Origin of the sequence: Streptomyces sp. NPDC056224 (assembly GCF_042267665.1) — a bacterium.
Taxonomy (GTDB): Bacteria; Actinomycetota; Actinomycetes; order Streptomycetales; family Streptomycetaceae; genus Streptomyces.
The window spans coordinates 1-20852 of the sequence record NZ_JBHJTK010000058.1; the positions used below are offsets into that span (position 1 = coordinate 1).

General features: G+C 74.7%; 16 protein-coding genes. 6 read left to right on the forward strand and 10 right to left on the reverse strand.

Annotation, left to right across the window (positions count from 1 at the left end; genetic code table 11):
- Positions 1–55 precede the first annotated feature (55 nt).
- From ACFCZ1_RS35025 to ACFCZ1_RS35035, 3 genes are all read right to left on the reverse strand, one after another.
- On the reverse strand, positions 56–430 hold the full coding sequence (locus tag ACFCZ1_RS35025) for an RNA polymerase-binding protein RbpA (protein WP_007262928.1): 375 nt from the start codon (positions 428–430) through the stop codon (positions 56–58).
- Between the two features lie 314 nt (positions 431–744).
- Positions 745–2163, reverse strand: a complete 1419-nt coding sequence (locus ACFCZ1_RS35030) for an MFS transporter (protein ID WP_376682327.1) — start codon at positions 2161–2163, stop codon at positions 745–747.
- A gap of 67 nt (positions 2164–2230) precedes the next feature.
- Positions 2231–3001 carry a glycerophosphodiester phosphodiesterase gene (locus tag ACFCZ1_RS35035; RefSeq protein ID WP_376682328.1) on the reverse strand — a complete coding sequence of 257 codons (771 nt, stop codon included), beginning with the start codon at positions 2999–3001 and terminating at the stop codon, positions 2231–2233.
- Between the two features lie 174 nt (positions 3002–3175).
- Here ACFCZ1_RS35035 and ACFCZ1_RS35040 point away from each other — a divergent pair, with 174 nt between their 5' ends.
- Positions 3176–4678, forward strand: a complete 1503-nt coding sequence (locus ACFCZ1_RS35040) for a PLP-dependent aminotransferase family protein (RefSeq protein WP_376682329.1) — start codon at positions 3176–3178, stop codon at positions 4676–4678.
- 207 nt (positions 4679–4885) lie between these two features.
- Here the strand turns inward: ACFCZ1_RS35040 and ACFCZ1_RS35045 are convergent, their stop codons facing one another.
- Entirely contained in the window at positions 4886–6454 is a 1569-nt protein-coding gene (locus ACFCZ1_RS35045) for a hypothetical protein (RefSeq protein ID WP_376682330.1), read from the reverse strand.
- Between the two features lie 70 nt (positions 6455–6524).
- Positions 6525–6719 carry a hypothetical protein gene (locus ACFCZ1_RS35050; protein WP_030031218.1) on the reverse strand — a complete coding sequence of 65 codons (195 nt, stop codon included), beginning with the start codon at positions 6717–6719 and terminating at the stop codon, positions 6525–6527.
- Between the two features lie 295 nt (positions 6720–7014).
- On the opposite strand from ACFCZ1_RS35050, the gene ACFCZ1_RS35055 reads away from it, so the two are divergent.
- Positions 7015–7437, forward strand: coding sequence for an ankyrin repeat domain-containing protein (locus ACFCZ1_RS35055; RefSeq protein WP_376682331.1), 423 nt, complete (start codon positions 7015–7017; stop codon positions 7435–7437).
- A 338-nt stretch (positions 7438–7775) separates the two neighbouring features.
- On the forward strand, positions 7776–9173 hold the full coding sequence (locus tag ACFCZ1_RS35060) for a HEAT repeat domain-containing protein (RefSeq protein ID WP_376682332.1): 1398 nt from the start codon (positions 7776–7778) through the stop codon (positions 9171–9173).
- 203 nt (positions 9174–9376) lie between these two features.
- Here ACFCZ1_RS35060 and ACFCZ1_RS35065 read toward each other — a convergent pair whose 3' ends face one another.
- The 5 genes from ACFCZ1_RS35065 to ACFCZ1_RS35085 all read right to left on the reverse strand — a co-directional run bounded on the left by ACFCZ1_RS35065 (position 9377) and on the right by ACFCZ1_RS35085 (position 12999).
- Complete coding sequence (locus tag ACFCZ1_RS35065; protein ID WP_376682333.1) at positions 9377–10111, reverse strand: hypothetical protein; 735 nt, start codon at positions 10109–10111, stop codon at positions 9377–9379.
- Positions 10108–10680: an RNA polymerase sigma factor gene (locus ACFCZ1_RS35070; protein ID WP_376682334.1), complete on the reverse strand. Its 573-nt coding sequence runs from the start codon at positions 10678–10680 to the stop codon at positions 10108–10110. Before ACFCZ1_RS35070 ends, ACFCZ1_RS35065 begins: the two co-directional genes overlap by 4 nt.
- Positions 10681–10754: 74 nt before the next feature.
- On the reverse strand, positions 10755–11621 hold the full coding sequence (locus tag ACFCZ1_RS35075) for a biotin-dependent carboxyltransferase family protein (protein WP_376682335.1): 867 nt from the start codon (positions 11619–11621) through the stop codon (positions 10755–10757).
- A complete protein-coding gene (locus ACFCZ1_RS35080) occupies positions 11618–12235 on the reverse strand; it encodes an allophanate hydrolase subunit 1 (protein WP_376682336.1) in 618 nt (205 codons plus the stop codon). Before ACFCZ1_RS35080 ends, ACFCZ1_RS35075 begins: the two co-directional genes overlap by 4 nt.
- The gene (locus ACFCZ1_RS35085) at positions 12232–12999 is read right to left on the reverse strand and encodes a LamB/YcsF family protein (RefSeq protein ID WP_376682355.1); all 768 of its coding nucleotides are present in this window, start codon (positions 12997–12999) and stop codon (positions 12232–12234) included. Before ACFCZ1_RS35085 ends, ACFCZ1_RS35080 begins: the two co-directional genes overlap by 4 nt.
- 116 nt (positions 13000–13115) lie before the next feature.
- Here ACFCZ1_RS35085 and ACFCZ1_RS35090 point away from each other — a divergent pair, with 116 nt between their 5' ends.
- The 3 genes from ACFCZ1_RS35090 to ACFCZ1_RS35100 all read left to right on the forward strand — a co-directional run bounded on the left by ACFCZ1_RS35090 (position 13116) and on the right by ACFCZ1_RS35100 (position 20837).
- The gene (locus ACFCZ1_RS35090) at positions 13116–14621 is read left to right on the forward strand and encodes a hypothetical protein (RefSeq protein ID WP_376682337.1); all 1506 of its coding nucleotides are present in this window, start codon (positions 13116–13118) and stop codon (positions 14619–14621) included.
- A 544-nt stretch (positions 14622–15165) separates the two neighbouring features.
- Positions 15166–16068 carry a hypothetical protein gene (locus tag ACFCZ1_RS35095; RefSeq protein WP_376682338.1) on the forward strand — a complete coding sequence of 301 codons (903 nt, stop codon included), beginning with the start codon at positions 15166–15168 and terminating at the stop codon, positions 16066–16068.
- Positions 16069–16133: 65 nt separating this feature from the next.
- Positions 16134–20837: a hypothetical protein gene (locus ACFCZ1_RS35100; RefSeq protein WP_376682339.1), complete on the forward strand. Its 4704-nt coding sequence runs from the start codon at positions 16134–16136 to the stop codon at positions 20835–20837.
- Positions 20838–20852 lie beyond the last annotated feature (15 nt).

Consider the following 20852-nt stretch of genomic DNA (forward strand, 5'->3'; position numbering starts at 1 on the left):
CAGCCGCCACACTGTGTGGCGGGGCCCCTCGACTTGTTTCGTTTGCGTCCGGCTGTCAGGCGGACTTGCGGCTGTCCCGCGGATGCACGGCAATGTTCATGGCGCCGGAACGAAGGACCGCGAGCCTCTCGGCCAGCACTTCCTCCAGCTCCTCGCGGGTGCGCCGCTCCATGAGCATGTCCCAGTGCGTTCGCGCAGGCTTGCCCTTCTTCTCTTCGGGCCCGTCCCCGTCCACCAGGAGTGCCATGGCGCCGCACGCCTTGCACTCCCACTCCGGCGGAATTTCTGCCTCAACCGAGAACGGCATCTCAAATCGATGTCCGTTCTGGCATGCGTACTCCACCGCCTGGCGCGGGGCCAGATCGATGCCGCGGTCCGTCTCGTAGCTGGTAACCACGAGGCGCGTACCGCGGAGAGCTCGCTCACTCATGAATCGTGCCTCCCGGGCTTTGTCGCCCACAGGACAGGTGTCGCTGTCGTCGTCATCCGGTCAACGTCCGGTCGGCGGTATAGATTCCCGCTCCGGGTCATGCGTCGCCCGTCGTGCCGCCCCTTGTTGTACCCACCAATGCCCGTTTTGTCACATCTGGCAGCAGATGTCACCCAACGTCTACACTTCTTATGCGCGCAGTAACGGTCCGCCTGGCAGGCCAAAGGCGTACACTACCGGCCCTTTGCTTCAACGTCTAAATTCGTTCGGAATTCGTTCGCGGATCCGGGCCGGGCGCGCTCGCGGAGCCGGTCTCAGATCCGCTCGGGTACAGGATTGCCTGCCGCCTCCACCGCGCGCCGCACCGGCACTCTGGCCAGCAGCACGAATCCCAGTGCGAAGAAGACCACCAGCGAGATGATCGCGTCCCGGTAGCTTCCCGTGAGCTGGTAGGTCAGGCCGAAGACCAGGGGTCCGACCCAGCTCAGCCCGCGGTCGCTCATCTCGTAGGCGGAGAAGTACTCGGCCTCCTTGCCGGCCGGAACCAGGTGCGAGAAGAGGGAACGCGACAGCGCCTGGCTGCCGCCCAGCACCAGCCCGATCATCGCGGCCAGCGCGAAGAACCACATCGGAGTCCGGGCCGGCAGGAAGTATCCGGCGGCCAGCGTCAGCCCCCACGCGGCCAGTGAACCGAGGATCGTCCGCTTGGCGCCGTAGATCCGGGCCAGCCGGCCCATGCCCAGGGCGCCGGCCACCGCCAGCACCTGCACGAGCAGTACCGCCCCGATGAGGGTGGACTGCTCCAGCTCCAGCTCCTGCGACCCGTAGATCGACGCCTGGGAGATCACCGTCTGCACGCCGTCGTTGTAGATCAGGTAGGCGAGCAGGAACGACAGGGTCAGCGGGTAGCGCCGCATGTCCTTCAAGGTCGCGATGAGCTGCTTCCAGCCGCTGCCGGCCGCAGTCGCGCCGGGCTCGCGGACCACGGCCCGGTCCCGCAGCCGACGCAGCGGGATCAGTGCGAAGGCCCCCCACCACAGGCCCGCCGAGGCCAGGCAGATCCGCACCGCCTCGCCCTCGGTGAGACCGAAGGAGTCGTGGCCCGTGTAGAGCACCAGGTTCACCACGAGCATCACGGAGCCGGCGGTGTAGCCGAAGGCCCAGCCGCGCGAGGAGACGCTGTCCCGCTCGTCCGGCGTGGAGATCTGGGGCAGGTAGGCGTTGTAGAGCACCATCGAGACGGACAGTGAGGCGTTCGCCACGATCAGCAGCAGTCCGCCGAGCAGGTAGCGGTCACCGTCCAGGAAGAACATCCCGGCCGTCGCGGCGGCGCCCGTGTACGCGGCCACCGCGAGCATCGGCTTCTTGCGGCCGGTCCGGTCGGCGACGGCCCCCACCAGCGGCATGAGCAGGACGGCCAGGATGACCGAGGCCGAGACCGAGTAGGCGAAGAAGGATCCGGCCCGCACCGGGATGCCCAGCGGGTGCACGAAGCCCTCGGCGTCCGAGGCGGCCCTGGCGATCTCGGTCAGGTACGGCCCGAGGAACACCGTGACCACGCTCGCCGAGTACACCGATACGGCGAAGTCGTAGAAGTACCAGCCCCGCTGCTCGCGCTTGCGCGCCGCCGACGCCGACCCCGCCGCCTCCGCCGTCGCCGTGTCCTTCACGGCGGCGGCCGATCTGCCGTCCTCGGAGCTGGATTCCGCTTCGTCTTCCGTCTGCGCACTCATTCGGTGCCCCCTCGCTGGTCCCCGTTCGCGCGGCCCGCACGAGCCCGCGCGGGCACCCGCGCCCTCGTCAGGCCCAGGCCCCGCGCCGGTCGAGCACGGCGCGCAAGATGTCGATCCGGTCGGTCATGATGCCATCGACACCCAGGTCGAGGAGAGACTCCATACGTTCCGGTTCGTTCACGGTCCAGACGTGCACCTGCAGACCCCGCTCGTGCGCGGTGCGCACGAAGCGCCGGTCGACCACGCGGATCCCCGCCTGGGTCTCCGGAACCTGGGCCGCCACCGCCCCCACGCGCAGCGCCGCCGGGATCGCGTACGAGCGCAGCCGCAGGCCGAGCACCCCGCGCGCACCGTAGGAGGTGGCCAGCCGGGGACCGGCGATCTTCTGCGCCCGCGCCACCCGGCTCTCGGAGAAGGAGCCCACGCAGACCCGGTCCCAGACGCCCGCCCGCGCGACCAGGTTGACCAGCGGGTGCAGCGCCGACTCGGACTTGACGTCGATGTTCCAGCGGGCGTCCGGGAACTCCTCCAGCAGGTCCTCGAAGAGGGCGAGGGGCTCGGTGCCCCCCACCCGGGCCTCGCGGATCCGCTTCCAGGGCAACTCGGAGATCCGCCCCCGTCCGTCGGTGACCCGGTCCAGCGTGGCGTCGTGGAAGGCGACGAGTTTCCCGTCGGCGGTGGCGTGCACATCGGTCTCGAAGTACCGGTACCCGGCCCGGGCGGCCCGGCGGAAGGCGGCGGCGGTGTTCTCCAGCCCGTCCGAGGCCCCTCCCCGGTGGGCGAAGGGAATCGGAGCCGGGTGGTCCAGATACGGATGGCGAAGGCGTACGTGCGTCACGGCGGCAGTATCCCTCGTGGCGCGGGATGGTGCTGGTACGCAGGATGAACGGGGACGGGCCTCCCCTGGTGGAGGTGGATCGGCCCGTGGCAGTCTGTGTTCGCAGACTTCAATCCAATCCCGGCCTCCGGTTCCCCCTGTCGAGGCCAATCCGACGAAGGTGGACCGGACGCAATGGCCGAATGGACCTCAGCGGTCGGTGCCGCACAGCTCGCCCGTCTGATCACCTCCCAGCAGGACCGCGCCGCCGCACCCGGCTCCCGCAAGCTGCCCGCGTACCGCACCCTCGCCGACGGGATCCGCCTCCTCGTCCTCGAAGGCCGCGTCCCGGTCGCTGCCCGGCTGCCCGCCGAACGCGAGCTGGCCGTCGCCCTCTCCCTCAGCCGCACCACCGTCGCCGCCGCGTACGAGGCCCTGCGCGGGGAGGGGTTCCTGGAGTCCCGCCGGGGCGCCGGCAGCTGGACCTCCGTACCGGCCGGGAACCCGCTGCCCGCCCGGGGCCTGGAGCCGCTGCCGCCCGAGTCCCTCGGCTCGATGATCGACCTCGGCTGCGCGGCCCTGCCCGCACCCGAGCCCTGGCTCACCAAGGCCGTCCAGGGCGCGCTGGAGGAACTGCCCCCGTACGCGCACACCCACGGCGACTACCCGGCGGGCCTGCCCGCCCTGCGCCGGATGCTCGCCGACCGCTACACCGAACAGGGCATCCCCACCATGCCCGAGCAGATCATGGTCACCACCGGCGCGATGGGCGCCATCGACGCCATCTGCAGCCTCTTCGCCGGGCGCGGGGAGCGGATCGCCGTCGAGTCCCCCTCGTACGCGAACATCCTGCAGCTCATGCGCGCGGCCGGGGTCCGTCTCGTACCCGTCGCCATGGCCGACGGGCTGAGCGGCTGGGACATGGACGTCTGGCGCCAGGTCCTGCGGGACTCCGCCCCGCGCCTCGCCTACGTCGTGGCCGACTTCCACAACCCCACCGGCGCACTCGCCTCCGAGGAGCAGCGCCGCGCGATGGTCGCGGCCGCCCGCGCCGCGGGCACCGTCCTCGTCGCCGACGAGACCATGCTGGAGCTCCAGCTGGACCCGGATCTGCAGATGCCCCGCCCGGTCTGCTCCTTCGACCCGGCCGGCAGCACCGTGATCACCGTGGGATCCGCCAGCAAGGCCTTCTGGGCGGGCATGCGGATCGGCTGGGTGCGCGCCGCCCCCGACGTCATCCGCAGCCTGGTCGCCGCCCGCGCCTACGCGGACCTGGGCACGCCGGTGCTCGAACAGCTCGCGGTGAACTGGCTGATGCGGACCGGGGGCTGGCAGGAGGCCGTCGGGATCCGGCGCGACCAGGCCAGGGAGAACCGGGACGCGCTGGTCGCCGCGGTGCGCCGGGAACTGCCGGACTGGGAGTTCGAGGTCCCCCGGGGCGGTCTGACCCTGTGGGCCCGCGCGGGCGGCCTCTCGGGCTCGCGGCTGGCCGAGGTGGGGGAGCGGGTCGGCGTACGGGTTCCCTCGGGGCCCCGGTTCGGCGTGGACGGGGCCTTCGAGGGCTACGTCCGGCTGCCCTTCACCGTGGGCGGTCCGGTGGCCGAGGAGGCCGCCACCCGCCTCGCCGCGGCGGCCGCCCTGGTCAGCACGGGCGCGGCCGGCAGCGGCGCCGAACCCCCGCGGACGTTCGTGGCGTAAGCGCCGTCCCGTGAGGCCCGGTGGGCCGGCGCACGGCGTCGTCGGATGCGGCGCACCGCACGGCGGAGGGGCGTCCTCGTGCCGGGCGTGTTCGGGCGTTCGTACGCTCGGGTCTTCGGGTGGCGGGGCAATGCGGCGCGGCGCCGCAGCCGGCGTCGTGCGCCCGCCGCGGATCAGGGGACGGGGCTCGGCCGGTGCCGGGCGGGGTCACGGCATCTCCGAGGCGGTGACGGCCTGCCCCCGCAGGGCCTTGCCCAGCGTCACGCCGCCCGGCCGGTCCGGCAGGAGCTCCAGCACCGCCTGGCGGAACGCCGGGTGCGCGGCGTCGTCGTACGGGTCCGGAGTGGCCGGCACCTGGAGCCGGTGCACCGGCCCCGAGCCGAGGCGCGCGTAGCCTCGCCCCGGCGGCACCAGGGCCGTCGGCGTGGTGTGCGGCGGCAGCCCCAGCACGTCGGCGATCTGCTGGATCGCGGCGGGCCCGAGGACGGCCCGGGCGCGGGTGTGCTGCCACACGGCGTCGCTCAGCAGCTCCAGCTGGTCGAACTGCTCGGCCACCACGACGGTGATGTGCGCGGCCCGCCCGTGCCGCAGGGGCACCTGCAGCTGGGCGAGCGGGTCGGGTGCCCCCTCGGCGGCCGCGAGGTGCGTCAGCACGCTGGGCCGGTCGAGCAGGATCCAGAGGGGGCGGCGGGTGTCCTCGGGCGCCGGGCGCCCGGCCTCGCGGGCCCGGTGGGTGGCGATGAGGCGCCGCTCGGTCTCCTGGGCGGCCCATTCCAGGGTGGACAGCGCTCCGGCGGGCCCGCACTCCACGCCGAGGACGCCGCTGCGCCCGGACAGGCAGGAGTACTCGCCGCTGCCGCCGCCCTCGACGATCAGTAGGTCGCCCCCGTGCCGCAGGGCCTGCAGGGCGACGGAGCGCAGCAGGGTGGAGGTGCCGCTGCCGGGCTGGCCGACGACCAGCAGGTGGGGCTCGCTGGAGCGGGGGCCGGTGCGCCAGATCACCGGCGGCACGTCCCGGGGCTCGTCGCCCTCCAGGACGGGCAGGGTGCGCTGGACGTTCCCGGCGTCGGTGAAGCCGAGGACGGTCTCACCGGGGGAGGTGACGAACGGCTGGGCGGCGATGCCCGTCGGCAGCGCCGCCAGCACACTCAGGTCGAGCTGGTTGCCCTCCTCGTCCCAGTCGAAGAGATACTCCCGTCCGCGCCCGGACTTGGCGTGCAGCAATGCCTCGATCCGGGCCCGTGAGGTGGCCTCGCCATCGGTGAAGTAGGCCGGGTAGCGGATGTGGAGCCGGGTGATGCGGCCCGCCTCGTCGAACTCGTAGCCGCTGAAGGCCTTGTCCCAGTCCCCGCCGTGGGCGAAGAGCGGGCTCGGGTCCTCCGGGATGGAGAAGTACGGCACGAGGGCTTCGTAGAGGGAGCCGAGCCGTTCGGCCTCGGTATCGCTGGGCCCGGTCTTCACCGGGGTGCGGTCGCGTCCCTGCCAGGCCGCCGCCGCCATGAGGGTGATCAGGGCGGCGAGCGGTCCGTAGGGGACGAGTGCGACCACCAGGACGCAGGCGGCCCCCAGGAACAGCGCGGGACCACGCTTGTCCTTGGGGGTTCCGGACCATTTGCGCCGCCCGGCCGAAGCCAGGACGCGCAGGCCGCGTCCGATGGTGAGGAGCGGATGGAGGACGTCCGTGGCGCTGTCGGCGGCCGTGCGAGCGATGTCGCGGCCCCGGGCCATCGACGTGGTGCCGCGCTGAAGGATGCGGGGAAGTGGGCGCCGGGCCACGGGCGTCTCCTGGAGTTGTGGATGCTCGGTTACTTCGGGTGGGGCTGGGTGTTTTTCGATCGGCGGCGGCCTAGAGCTTGATCCCGCCGAGCAGGCTCGCGAGGCTCGCCGTGCTCGCCGTGATGCTGGGGGCGATGGCGGAGCCTGCGAGGAAGAAGCCGAAGAGCGAGCAGACGAACGCGTGCGTCAGCTTCATCCCGTCCTTCTTGAAGAACAGGAAGCAGATGATGCCGAGCAGGACGACGCCTGAGATGGAGAGGACCATGAGAATTTCTCCTGGTGGGTGGGGACAGTCACCATCAGTTCTTCCAGGCTCACAGCAAGTATCAATGCGACAAAAGGTGCATACGGGTGAATCCAGGAGTTTTTCACTTGACCGGCTCATCCCGGCTGGCGCGTCCGTCGCGCAGGGGGACGAGGGTGATCATTGCCTCGGCCTGGCCCGGACATGTGCAGGTCCGGGCGCTACCCTGACGATTCACCCGTGCGGACGCAGTGCCGTGCACCCCCCTGCCCGCCCGGCCCGGGGAACGAGCAGCGAGTGAAAGGCGGTACGAAGGATGAGCGAGCGCAGCGCGGAAGGCGCCGGTTCCCAGGACGTCCCCGACGAGGACGTCATCGAACTGGCCACCAAGATCTTCGACCTCGCCCGTCAGGGTGAGACCGAGACGCTCACCGCGTACCTCGACGCCGGAGTCCCGGCGAACCTCACGAACGACCGCGGCGACACCCTCGTCATGCTCGCCGCCTACCACGGCCACGCCGACGCCGTCGCGGCCCTGCTGGCCCGTGGTGCGGAGGCCGACCGCGCCAACGACCGCGGCCAGACCCCGCTCGCCGGAGCCGTCTTCAAGGGCGAGGGGGCGGTCATCCGCGCCCTCCTCGCCGGCGGGGCCGATCCGAACGCCGGAACCCCCTCCGCCGTGGACACGGCGCGCATGTTCGCCAAGGCCGACCTGCTGGAACTCTTCGGAGTCAAGTAATCCGCTTTTTCCCGCGACGGGGCGGGGCCCGGGCGCGTGCCGACCTCACAGGTTGGTCACGGCGGCCGTAAATGTGGTCGCGGCGCACAAACCGCCTGGGTCATCATGGCGACGGATTCGATTCGCGAACATGACGGACGGGCAGGAGCGGGCTGGACACAACGGGTGTCCGTACCCCCTGCCGGACCGGCCGCCATGGCCGCGGAGCACCGACGAGAGTGAGAAGGCAATGGTCTACATCGAGCGGAACCTGACGGCGGACGTCCTCACATGCTGTTACGCGGCCCTGTGAATCCCGATTCCCGGTTGCGTCCCCAGCTTGATTTGAGGCCATTCCCATGTTCGAACCAGTCATAGCGCCGAGCGGCACCCTGCTCGGGCTCCTCCAGCGCGGCCGCGGCGACGGCACGCTGCACGCCCTCGCGGCACCCAGGGCGGAGGCCCTCGCGGCCCTCAACCAGTGCGTGCTCCGCGACCCGCGCCAGGACTGGCAGGTCGAGAACCGCTCCTTGTACTACGCCCGGCTGTACCTGGACCTCGACGGCCCCCTCGGCGAGATCGAGGCCCACCTCTTCGGCGCCGACGACCTCGTCGACGAAGAGGACCACCGGACGGGCCTCGCCCTGTCCGTGCTGGGCCACCTGGCCTCGTACGGCCGCGACGACGCGCTCATGCTGCTGCGCCGTTACGCGGCCTCCGGGGCGAACTGGGCCTGGGCCCTCGACGAGCTCGCCCTGCGCGACGACGACGAGGGGCTGCGCGGCCTCGCCAGGCCCGTCCTCGCCAGATTCCCCGCCACGGCGGAGGGCGAGGCGCGGCTGGCCGCTGCCGTCCGCGACGCGTACGAGCCCAGGCCCTGGTGCCTGTGGGAGGAGTCACCGCGATACGGGGAGCGCCTGCGCGCAGCCCGTCAGCAGGGCTCCTTCGACCGCTGGCAGCGACAGCTGACGCCCAGCGGGCCCCGGCCGGGCTGGGGAGTGCAGGCGGTCTTCGACTGGGCCGCCGACGGCCTGCGCCGTGGCACCCCGCTGCACGTGCCCGCCGCGCGCTGCCTCTCCGCGGTGGCCGCGCCCGAGGACCGTCCCGCGATCCTCGCGGCGGCGGCCGGAGCCTCCGGCGAAGCCGCCCGCGCCACCGCCCTGCACCACCTGGTCGTCGCCGAACAGGACAACCCGGCCGTACTGGACCTCATCGAAGCCGCCGCCGACGAGCCGGCCGTGGCCGCGTACGAGCGCATGTGCGGCCCGGAGGCCGTCGAACGGGCCCGGCGCTGGATCCACCGTCCCGACGCCCTGGGAGCGGCCGCCGCGGCCACCCTGGCCGTCCGGGGCGGAGCCGAGGACGCCGCCCTGGTCCTCGGAGCCCTGCGCTCCACCGTCCGAGGCTGGGGCCCGGACACGCAGCGCCTGTTCGCCCTGGTGGACGGGGCCGGACGCCTCGCCATCGGCTGCGCCGCCCCCGTGCTGCGCCACATCTACCGCGAGACGGCCTCGTCCCACCTGCGCGGCCGTGCGGCCCGTGCCCTGGCCAGTACGGACCCCTCGTTCGCGGCGGGCTTCGCCGTCGAATGCCTGTGGGACTGCGAGGAGACCACCCGGGAGGTCGCGGCCCGGCACGCGGAGACGGCCGACGCACGCGTGGCGCCCCGCCTGCGGCACCTGGCGGCCGACCCCGCGGAGGAAGAGGACGTCCAGTCGGCCGTGCGCAGCCGGATCGCCCCGGAATCCGCCGTGTAGGCGGCGACGGGCACGCCCCCGCGGCCGGAGCGGCAGGGACGGTCCCGGGTCCCTCCGCCACGGGGACGCGGTGGCGGTCGCGGGACACGACCGGGCCCTCCACCACCCGCATCGAGACCCATCGCGTCGCGGACGCGGACCGGCCCCGGCCCTGACGGGCCGGGGCCGGTCGGCAGCGCCCACGGCTTCGGCAGCGCCCACGGCTACCGCGTGCCGGTCGGTGACGCGGGGGGCTGGGAGCCGGCGCCGTCCCGCAGGCGCAGCCTCTCGCGCGCGGCGTCCGCCTCGGCGATGTCCTTGGCTTCCTGCTCCGGGCTCGGGGAGTAGTCGATCTCGCACGACGGCACCTTCGCCGTCTCGATCACGCCGGCCGAGACGTCCGATTGGCGGATCATGGGCCTCGCCGTTCTCCCGATGACGAGGGTGTAACCGTCGGGGACGGTTTTCGCGTTGATCGTCAGCCTCATACCGTCGCCACGCCCGCGGAGGGGTTCCGTGTCGAGGTCGAGGGTCTCGGTGCCGGTGCCCGGAACGAACCGGGGACCGAGGTACCCGCCGCCCGGATTCGAACACTCCGCCGGGGGCTTCTTCTGGACCATGGCGACTCTGGCCCCGACCGCCTGCAGCTTCCGCACCGTCTCGGGCACCTCGGCCCACTTGGGCATGGCGATCACGATGCTGCCGTCGCGCTCCACCACCGGCTCGCGCGGCGCCACCGACGTGGCCGGGGCAGGATGCGCCGGCAGCGAGCCGTCGCGGCCGCCGGAGCCGGGGACGGCCACCAGCGCCACGACGGCGGACGTCGCCACGCCGACCGCGAGCGGGATGCCGTACCGCCCGGCGAAGGAACGGACGGGCGCGGGCGCGGGAGGTTCGGGGAGCCGCGCCAGGAGCGCCGCCTTCAGCTGCTCCTCGAACGCGCGGGGCCTGCTGCTCATCGGGTTGCCTCCAGCTGGTGATCGCGGACGGGATCCGGGGCGCCCAGGGCGCGGCGGGCGCGGTGCAGGCGGACCCGGATGGTGGCCTGGGTGACGCCGAGGGCCTGGGCGGCCTCGGCCGGGGTCAGTTCGTCCACGACGACCAGGTCGAGGGCCGCGCGCAGCGGTTCGGACAGCGCGGCATGACGCTCGGCCAGGGCGCGGAAGGCCGGCTGGGCGTCGATCCGTTCCTCCAGCGCCGCGACGTCCTCGTCGGCGAGGAGCCGGCGCCCGCTCAGCCGCGCCAGCGCGCCGCTCTCGCGGGCCTGTCCGCGGGCGTGTCCCGACAGGACGTTGCGGGCTATTCCGAACAGCCAGGCGATCGGGGCTCCCCTGTTGGGCCGGTAGCCGGAGGCCGATCCCATCGCCGCGAGGAAGATGTCCGCCGTCAGGTCCGCCGCCAGGTGCGGGTCGGCGACCCGGCGGGTGACGAATCCGAGCACCGCGTCGATGTGCTCCTCGTAGAACGCGCCGAATCCCTCGTGCGTCGTGAGATCCGGTGGTCCGGTCTTCTGTCCTGGGCTTCGCACCCTGGTTCCTCCCCTGCGCAGGGGACCCGGCCGGCCCCCTCACCCAGTACTTGGCCGAAGCCCGCCGGAACGTTTCACCGGGACCGGAGGAACCTGACGGGAACCCCCGGCCGGGCCTGCGCCGCCGCGTCCAGGGCCGGGCCCGGCGGGACCACGCCCACCACCGGGTAGCCGCCCGTCACCGGGTGGTCGGCCAGGAACACCACCGGCAGGCCGTCCGGGGGGACCTGGACCGCGCCCAGCACCATGCCCTCGCTGGGCAGTTCACCCGCTCGGGCACGGACCAGCGGGGGGCCCGCCTCCGTCCGCAGGCCGATGCGGTTGGACTTCGGCGACACCCGGAACACCGAACGCCACAGCCCGGCGAGCGAAGCCTCCGTGAACCAGTCCGCCCGGGGCCCCGGCCGCAGCGGGAGCAGCAGTTCCGAGGGCGCACCCGGCAGACCGCAGGCGTCCGCCCCCGGCACCGGGTCCGGGCCGGGCGGGCCCACCGGCAGCACCGTCCCGGCCGACAGGACCGGCGGCCCCAGGCCCGACAGCAGGTCCGTCGAGCGACTGCCCAGGACCGGCGGGACCGCCAGGCCGCCCCGCACCGCGACGTAGCCGCGCAGCCCCGACTCCGCCCGGCCCACCTCCAGCTCCGCACCGGCCGGCAGCCCGACCGGTGCCCCCCAGGCCACCGGGCGCCCTGCCACCCGTACCGAACAGGGCGCGCCCGTGACCGCCACGGTCACCGGCGCGAGGGCCCGCAGCCCGACCCCGTCCAGGGTCGTCTCCAGCGCCGCCGCGTCCGGCGGGTTGCCGACCAGCCGGTTGGCCAGCGCGTACGCCGCCGTGTCCAGCGCCCCCGAGCGCGGGACCCCCAGGTGCGCGTACCCCGCGCGCCCGGGGTCCTGGACCGTGGCCAGCGCCCCCGCCCGTACCACCAGCAGCCCACTCACGCCGCCGCCTCCGTGAACCGCACCCGCACCCCGGGCGCGAACAGCGCCGCCGGCTCCCGGTCCGGGTCCCAGAGCACCCCGTCGGTGGACCCGATCAGCTGCCACCCGCCGGGGGAGGAGCGCGGATAGACCCCCGCGTACTCGCCCGCCAGCGCCAGCGAGCCCGCAGGGACGGCCGTGCGGGGCGTGGCCCGCCGGGGGAGGTGGAAACGCTCCGGCAGACCGGTCAGGTAGCCGAAGCCGGGGGCGAACCCGCAGAAGGCCACCCGGAAGACGGTGCCGCCGACGATGCCCGGGACCTCCGCGGGGTCCACGCCCCACAGCCGGGCGGAGTCCGCCAGGTCCGGTCCGTCGTACCGCACCGGGACCGTCACCAGCGGCCCCTGCGTCTGCGCGAGGGGCGGCACCTGCCACCGGGAGATCCGGGCGCCCAGCCCGGCCGGGTCCCGTACGCCGTCCAGCAGCACCGTGCGCGCCGCGGGCACGAGGTCCCGTACGGCGCCCAGCTCGCCCGCGTCCCGCCGGCGCAGCAGCTCGGCGTGGAGCGCGGCGACCTCGGCCGCCGAGCCGAGCTCGATCAGCAGTGCCTCACCGCCCACCACCAGGGGCCTCACGCGAAGGCCTCCACCCGGACCCCGGCAGCGCCCAGCGACTCCCGGACCGCGCGGGCGAGTTCCGCGGCGCCCGGGGTGTCCCCGTGCAGACACAGCGAACGGGCGGCGACCGGGACCTCGGATCCGTCGGTCGCCGTCACCGCCCCCTCGGCGGCCATCCGTACGGCCCGCGCCACCACGGCGGCGGGGTCGTGCAGCACCGCCCCCGGCTCGGAGCGCGGCACCAGCGTCCCGCCCGGCGTGTAGGCGCGGTCGGCGAAGGCCTCCGGCACGGGAGCCAGTCCGGCCTCCGCGGCGGCGGAGAGGAGCGGCGATCCGGGAAGGCCGAGCACCGGCAGGCCGCCCGTGGCGCCGGCCCCGGCCGCCATCCGGACGCCCGCGACCACGGCGGCGGCCTGTTCGGCGTCGTGCACGGTGCGGTTGTAGAGCGCACCGTGCGGTTTCACGTACGACACCCGGGAGCCGGCGGCCCGCGCGAACACCTCCAGGGCCCCGATCTGGTACGCCACTTCGTCGGCCAGCTCACCGGCCGGCACGTCCATGGAGCGCCGGCCGAAGCCCGCCAGGTCACGGTAGGACACCTGCGCGCCGATCCGTACGCCCCGCGCGGCCGCCAGCTCGCAGACCTGGCGCATGATGGACGGGTCCCCGGCGTGGAAGCCGCACGCCACGTTCGCGCTCGTGACGACGGACAGCAGGGCCTCGTCGTCGGTCAGGGTCCACCTCCCGAAGCCCTCGCCGAGATCGGCGTTGAGGTCGATCACCGGAGCGGATGCGATCATGGAAGCCATGCGCCGAGCGTAGAGCAGGCGGGCCGGGGACGATCCGGCCGAACCATGCCGTTTGGGATGTTGTCCGTGACAGCGCCTAGTCTTTGTCCGTGACTCTCCCCGCCCCGGCGAAGCCCCTTCCCTCCCCGGCGCCGGGCCCGGCCGCCGACGAGGGCCTGGCCCGGCGGCTGCGCGCCCTCGCCTGCACCGCCCCGCTGCACGACCTCGACGTACGCAAAGCCAATCTGGCGGGCGAGTACGGGGTCTACGCGATGGCGGAGGTCGCGCTGGCCGCGATCGACCTGGTCACGCTCAACATGGACTTCGACACCGGCGCCGACCACGAGCAGATAGTGGCCAGGCTGCTGCCGCGCGTCCACGCCCAGGCCCCGGCCCGCCCCGCGGCCGAGCACGAGCGCGTCGCCCGCTGGGTGCTGGAGAACCTGATCAACGTCGGCAGCGTGGACCGCGGCTTCCGCGCGATCTACGGCACCTTCGGCCCCGACGGCGTCTACGTCCGCCGCGACTACGACTTCAAGCTGATCGAGGAGGTCCCCGGCTACGGCGGCGCGGTCTACCTGCGCACCACCGACGAAGCCGTCAATGTCCTGGTCGGCGCCCTCGACACCGACGTCACCAGCGCCCAGATCGCGGCCGAGGTCAAGCTGGAGGTGTTGATCAGCCGGGGCCGGCTGGCGGACGCCCAGCTCGCCGCCGAACAGGCCCGCTACCGCACCGTCCAGTACGCCGAGACCCTGCGCCGCACGCTGGACGCGACGCGGCGCAACGTACGGGCGGTGGACTGGCTCCAGGCCGTCCCCGACATGATCGCGGAGGCCCTCGACCACGTCGCCGACCGCTACCGCCACGAGAACGCGATCCTCACCAACATCCGCAAGGCGCGGGACGAGGCGGAGGAGCCGGAGAACAAGCGGCGCGCGGCCGAGCTCGTCGACATCGTCAAGGACTGCATCCGCCGCCACACCCAGCTCCAGTCCCGGCTCCTGGACGCCGGGCCGCTCTTCCGCGCCGAGCAGGACCGCCAGGCCTTCGCCGCGCCCGCGCGGCGCTCCGGCATCGACCTGTACGGGCAGCTGGTGGCCCCGCTGCTGCCGCTGCCGCTGGAACGGGCGAGGCGGGTGACGGACGCGTTCTTCGCCTCCGGCGCGGGGCTGCGCACGCCCGTCTCGGTGCGGGTGGGGGACCTGGTCGACATCCTGCTCACCCCGCCCGTCGAGCGGGAGCACCTCGGCGCGGAGATGCCCGAGCCGGACCTCATCGCCACGCCGGACGACAGCCGCTTCAGCGAGGAGCAGCTGGCCGCCGCGAAGGAGCTCCTGGACCTTCCGCACGACGCCCCGCGCAGGCTGTCCGGCCTGCTCGCCGAGGCCCGCCGCAGCGACCCGGACCTGCCGTACCTGGTGGCACTGCTGGCCGTCCACGCGGCCAGCCCGGCCGTCGGCACCGCGTACCGCCAGGGCGAGGAGCGGCTGCTCTTCGCGGTGGACGACGGCACGCAGCTCGACGACCCCGAGTTCGGCGGCGCGGACCTGATCGTCGGCACCGCGCTTCTCGACGCGGCCGGCATGGCCGCGGACCGCGCGGAGGCGGCGTGACCCGGCCGCCCGCCCGCCCCGTGCGACCGGCGGCGACCGCCGCCGCCACACCCACCCGGCCGTGCCGGGGCCCGGCCCTGCCGTCGCCCGCTCCGCGGGACGCCGTCCGGGCGGCTGCCGCTGACCGGGCCGCGCCGGCTGTCGTCGAGTCCGCGTGGGCTGTCTCCGTGCCCGCGTCCGCTGTGGCTGCCGCTGCGCCGTCTGACGGGGCTGCGCCTGCTGGCGCGGTGCCCGGCCGGGCTGTGGTCGTGCCCGCGCGTGCTGTGGACGCCCCTGCGTCGGCTGACCGGGCCGCGGCCGTGGATGTGTGGCGGACCGGGGTGGTGCTCGTGCCGCCCCGGTCCGCCACCGGCCGAGGTACCCGGGCCTCCCTGGTCGCCGGGGGAGGCCGGCGGGGAGTCCGGCCCGGCCGCCGGGCCCGCGCCGGCGCAGCCGCCGACGGGGCGCCGCGACGCCGCCCCGGGGCCCGGAGGCCCGCCGTCGAAGCCACCGCACCCCCCACCACCCGAACCCGGAACACCCGCACCGCCGAGGAGACCCACCCGTGAGCGACCACCACGCCGAGCACACCGCGTGGAGCGAGCCGGACGCGCCGTCGGCTCCCGTCGCGCTCGCCCCCACCGCCGCGGTGACCCCTGCCGACGCCGCCGACGCGGCCCGGCTCGTCGCCTTCGGGCTGCAGCCCAAGCTGCTCCCCGCCCGTGACGCCGAGTACGCCGAGCTGCTGCGGCGCTACCGAGAGGACTCCGCCTTCGGCCGCCTCGCCGACGCCGTCGCCACCGGCCTCGGCCTCGTCGTGCTGGAGGTGTCCCCGCGCGCCGGAATGGCCGTGGCCGCCGGCGAGGACTCCGTCTTCGCCGTGCGCATGGGCGACTACGCCCGCCGCACCGCCGCCGACTCCGCAGACCGCTTCCTGCACGGCCTCGCCCACCTCGCGGTCGCCGCCCTCGCCTTCCCCCGCCCCGAGGACCTCGCCGACGACGGCTACATCGGCCGCGTCACGGTCAACGGCGTCGACGCCTTCGTCCGGCAGACCTGCCGCCGCCTGGAGGAGCGCGCCGAGGAGCTCGGCGAGAACTCCGACCCGGCCTCCGACGCCCCAGGCCTGGAGGCCGCCTGGCGGGTCTACGCCCGGCGCAGCGCGACCGGAGCCACCAAGGACGCCCGCCGCCTCGCCGGCTCCACCACCGGCATCGTCGGCAAGGCCGCCGCCTTCCTCACCGAGTCCGGTTTCCTCCAGCGCACCGGAGACGACGCCGGAGGCACCTACCGCACCACCCCCCGCTACCAGCTCCAGGTCCGCGACATGGCGGGCAGCGCGGCCATGGCCGAGCTCCTGGAACTGGGCGTGGTCCCCGTCAGCGACGGCTCCGCCACCCTCCTGCCGCCGCCCGAGGGCGACGACCTGGAGCTCGCCGCCGACGCCGGCCTGCCCTTCCACGCCTGATCCACCCGCCCCCGCCCCGCCCCCGTCCCCGTACGTCCTACGAAAGACCACGAGAGTCCGCCGCCATGTACGAGCTGTCCCGGATCCGCCTCTACTCCATCGGGCCCGCTGGCGCGCGCTACGCCGACACCGTGCTCGACCTGCGCGGAGTCGGCGAGCCGGTGCCCCACCCGGCGCCGGCCCAGGCGGAGTTCTTCGAGGACGAGCCCACCGGCCCGCCGCGCCGCCCCGCGCCCGCAGGCGTGCTCTTCCTGGAGAACGGCGGCGGCAAGTCCGTCCTGCTCAAGCTGATCTTCTCGGTGATGCTCCCCGGCCACCGCAACACCCTCGGCGGCGCCAGCTCCGGCGTCCTGCGCAAGTTCCTGCTCGCCGACGACTGCGGCCACGTGGCCCTGGAGTGGCAGCACACCCAGACCGGCGAGTGCGTGGTCGTCGGCAAGGTCAGCGAATGGCGCGGCCGCCAGGTCTCCAACGACCCGCGCAAGTTCGCCGAGGCCTGGTACTCCTTCCGCCCCGGCCCGGGCCTGAGCCTGGACAGCCTCCCCGTCGCCGAGGCCACCGCGGTCCGCCCGCCCGTCGAAGGCGCCTCCGGTGCCCAGGGCCGCCGCCGCACCATGAAGGGCTTCCGCGACGCCCTCACCGAGGCCGGCAAGGCGTACCCGCACCTGGAGGTCTCCTTCGAGGAGATCCACGACCGCTGGAACGAGCACCTCACCGAACTCGGCCTCGACCCCGAACTCTTCCGCTACCAGCGTGAGATGAACGCCGACGAGGGCGAGGCCGCAGGTCTCTTCGCGGTCAAGAAGGACTCCGACTTCACCGACCTCCTGCTGCGCGCCGTCACCGACACCCGTGACACGGACGGCCTCGCCGACCTCGTCCACGGCTTCGGCAACAAGCTCGGCCGCCGCGCCGAGCTGATGGCCGAGCGGGACTTCACCGCCGGGTCGGTGGACCTGCTCAGCAAGATCGTGGAGGCCGCCGGGACGCGCTCCCGGCTGCGCGACGTCCACGCGGGCGCCGAACGCCGCACCCGCACCCTCGCCCGGCGGCTGTCCGCCCGCGCCACCGAGGAACGCGGCCGGGCCGCCGACCTCGCCCAGCGCGTCACCGGCGCCGCCCACCAGGTCACCGCCGCCGAGTCCGCGCGCGCCCGCAGCGCCGCGATCTCCGCCGAACTCGCCTACCGGCACGCTTCGCTGGCCCTCACCGTCGCCGACAAGGCCGCCGCCGCCCAGCGCCGCGAACTCCTCGAAGCGCGCACGCTGCACTCCGCCTGGCAGGCCGCCGAGAACGTGCTGCGCCACCGCGCCGCCGCCGACCGCTCCGCCCGGGTCGCCGCCGCGATCCTGGAGGCCGAGCGCGACGCGGCCCCGGCGCTGGCCGCGCGCGCCACGGCCGCCGCCGAGCTCGTACGGGCGCTGCACACCGCCGCCGAACACGGGGAGCGGGTCGCCAACGAGGAGGAGGAGCGGTCAGCCGGGCTGCAGGCCGTCGGCGAGGCCGCCCACCGGGACGCGACCGCCGCCGCCACGGCCGCGCAGCGGGCGCGCAGCGAGGCCGAGCACCTGCGCTCGCGCCTCGGCGAGGTCCAGCAGGAGACCGCCGAGGCGGTCCGGGCCGGCTGGCTCGACGACTCCGCGCCCGACGCCGACCCGGCCCGCGCCGCCCTCGCGGCCACCGACGCCGAGAAGACCGCGGTCGCCGCCTGGGACGAGTCCCGAGAGGCCGCCCGCGCCGCCGCCGACGCCGCCCGTGAGGCCGCCGCCGCGGAATCCCGCGCCGAACTCACCGCCGCCCGCGCCGCGGACGCCGCCGACGCGGCCGACGCCGCCCATGACGCGGAGCAGCGCGCCGCGGCCTCCCTCGCCGCATCCCCGCGCCTGGCCGCCCTCCTGGGCCTCCCGGACGCCCCCGCCCGGGCTCCGGGCCTTCCCGGGCCCCGAGGCGAGGGCGACGCCTCCCGCCCGTCCGGCCACCAGGACGCACGGCCGGACGGGCGCCCGGACCGGTCCGCCGACCCGGGCACGGCCCAGGACCACCGCGGCGCCGGACGGCTCACCGCCGAGGACCTCGACCGGAACGCCGAGGACCTCCACCACCTGCTGACCGACGGGGTCGCGGCGGCCGAACGCCAGCTGTTCGAGCTGCGCACCGCCGCCGCCGACGACGCCCGCATCCTCGGCGCCCTCGGCGACGGCGGGCTGCTGCCGCCCGGCCCCGACGTCCTCGCCACCGTCGAGTACCTCGGCGAACACGGCATCCCCGCCCTCCCCGGCTGGCGCTACCTCGCGCAGTCCGTCGACCCGGCCGACCACGCGGCCGTCCTCGCCGCCCGCCCGGAACTCGTCGACGGCGTCGTCATCACCGACCCCGACACCCACAGCCGCGCCCGCGAGGTCCTCTCCGCCGCCGCCCTGCTGCCCCGCTCCACCGTCGCCGTCGGCACGGCCGCCGCCCTGCTGGCCCCCGTGCCCACGGTCGCTGACGACTCCGACACCGGGGTGTTCCTCGTACCGCCGAACCCGGCCATGCACGACGAGCACGCCGCCGACGAGGAGCGGCAGGCGCTGCGCTCCCGCGCCACCGCCCGGGACGCCGAGATCCGCGACCTCGCCGCGCGCCTCGCCGGGGACCGCGAGCTCGCCGCCCGGCTCGCCTCCTGGCGCACCGGCTGTCCGGCCGGCCGGCTCGCCGAGCTGGCACGGCAGGCCGCGGCCGCCCGCACGTTCGCCGAGGAGGCCGACGCCGAGCTCGCGGAGGCCCGTACCGTGCGCGCGGAGGCCGACGAGGCCGCCGCCGACGCCGCCCGCGTCCGCGACGAGCGCCAGGACACCGCCCAGCGGGCCCGCCGGGTCGCCGACGCCCTCGCCGGGCTCGCCTTCCGCCTGCGCGAACGCGCCGGCTGGCAGGCGAGGCTGCGCGAACTCGCCGACGAGGCCGCCGAGTCCGAAGCCCGCGCCGAGGTCTGCCTGGACCGGGCCCGCGCCGCCGACGAGGACCGCCGTGCCGCCCAGCGGGCCGCCGACGACGCCCGCCGCACCGCCCGCGCCCTGAGGGCCGAGCGCGCCGAGATCGCCGGCGCCCCCGAGCCCCTTCCCGAGGACGACGGGACGGTCAAGGCGCCGCTCCCCGACCTCCGCGAGGCCTACCGCGCCGCGTCCCAGCTCTACGAGAAGGTCGGCGTCGGCGCCGACCTGCGGGCCGAACAGGCCCGCGCCGAGAGCGACGAGAGCGCCGCCCTCGCCGAACTCGACCGCCTCACCAACAAGGTCCGCACCCGCGCCGCCCAGCTCCTCGAGAGCACCGACGGAGCCGACGGACCCTCCCGCCAGGCGGCCGCGGCCCGCGCCGAGTCCCTCGTGCAGATGCTGGAGACCCGGGCTTCCCACGCGAGCGAGCAGCTCGGCCGGCTGCGCGGCGAGGCCGAACGCCACGCCCCCGCCGAGGGCGAGGCGCACACCGAACTGCCCGAGGAGCTCGTCCCCGAGCACGTCGAACACGCGCAGGCGCTGCTGCGTACGGCCACCGCGCAGCTCGCCGCCCACACCGCCGCGGTGGAGAGCGCCCGGGCCGCCCACGCGGACCTACTGCGGGCACACCGCACCGCAGAGGACGGGGCCGGCGGCTTCGACGAGACCGCTGCCATGCTGCGCGACCTCCTGCGCGACCACACCCACGCCGAGGACGAGCAGGAGCCGGTACCCCACCCGGGCACCCTGGACGAGGCCCGCCAGTCCGCCACGGAAGCCCGGCGCTCCCTGCGCGGCTGCGCGGCCGACCTCTCGGCCGCCGAGGCCGCGGTGCGCGAGGCCGCCGACATCCTGGTCCGGCACGCCAACTCCAACCGCTACGAGCAGGTACGCACCCCCGCGCGGCAGCAGATCCGCGAACTGCCCGCCTCCGCCCTGCCCGAGCACGCGGCGGCCTGGGCCACGGCCTTCGCCCCGCGGCTGCGCGTCCTCACCGACGAACTGGCCCAGCTGGAGCGCAACCGCGACAGCATCGTCGACCGCCTGCGCGGCCTCGTGGAATCGGCCCTCGCCACCCTCCGCTCGGCCCAGCGCCTGTCCCAGCTCCCGGAAGGGCTGGGGGAATGGTCGGGGCAGGAGTTCCTGCGGATCCGCTTCGAGGAGCCGGACCAGGCCACGCTCACCGAGCGGCTGGGCGAGGTCATCGACGAGGCCACCCGCGCGGCCGTGAAGAAGAACAGCGCCGCCTCCTTCGGCGAGGGCCGCCGCGACGGCATGTCCCTGCTGCTGCGAGGCGTCCAGGCGGCCCTCGAACCCAAGGGCATCTCCGTGGAGATCCTGAAGCCGGACGCGGTGCTGCGCGCCGAGCGCGTGCCGGTCGGGCAGATGGGAGACGTGTTCTCCGGCGGTCAGCTGCTGACCGCCGCGATCGCGCTGTACTGCACGATGGCTGCGCTGCGCAGCAACGACCGCGGCCGCGACAAGCACCGCCACGCGGGCACGCTGTTCCTCGACAACCCGATCGGTCGCGCGAACGCCACGTACCTGCTGGAACTCCAGCGGGCCGTCTCCGACGCGCTCGGTGTCCAGCTGCTGTACACGACGGGCCTGTTCGACACCACGGCGCTCGCCGAGTTCCCGCTGGTCATCCGGCTGCGCAACGACGCGGACCTGAGGGCGGGCCTGAAGTACATCAGTGTCGAGGAACACCTCCGCCCGGGCCTCCCGCAGCAGTCCCCGGAGGAGGAGACCATCCACGGCGAGATCACGGCCACCCGCATGTTCCGCCGAAGCTGAGCCCTGGAGCCCTGG

Bases quoted from the DNA above. Each gene is read 5' to 3' on its own strand.
- ACFCZ1_RS35025 (WP_007262928.1), bottom strand. From the start codon at position 430: ATGAGTGAGCGAGCTCTCCGCGGTACGCGCCTCGTGGTTACCAGCTAC.
- ACFCZ1_RS35030 (WP_376682327.1), bottom strand. From the start codon at position 2,163: ATGAGTGCGCAGACGGAAGACGAAGCGGAATCCAGCTCCGAGGACGGC.
- ACFCZ1_RS35040 (WP_376682329.1), top strand. From the start codon at position 3,176: ATGGCCGAATGGACCTCAGCGGTCGGTGCCGCACAGCTCGCCCGTCTG.
- ACFCZ1_RS35050 (WP_030031218.1), bottom strand. From the start codon at position 6,719: ATGGTCCTCTCCATCTCAGGCGTCGTCCTGCTCGGCATCATCTGCTTC.
- ACFCZ1_RS35055 (WP_376682331.1), top strand. From the start codon at position 7,015: ATGAGCGAGCGCAGCGCGGAAGGCGCCGGTTCCCAGGACGTCCCCGAC.
- ACFCZ1_RS35060 (WP_376682332.1), top strand. From the start codon at position 7,776: ATGTTCGAACCAGTCATAGCGCCGAGCGGCACCCTGCTCGGGCTCCTC.
- ACFCZ1_RS35065 (WP_376682333.1), bottom strand. From the start codon at position 10,111: ATGAGCAGCAGGCCCCGCGCGTTCGAGGAGCAGCTGAAGGCGGCGCTC.
- ACFCZ1_RS35100 (WP_376682339.1), top strand. From the start codon at position 16,134: ATGTACGAGCTGTCCCGGATCCGCCTCTACTCCATCGGGCCCGCTGGC.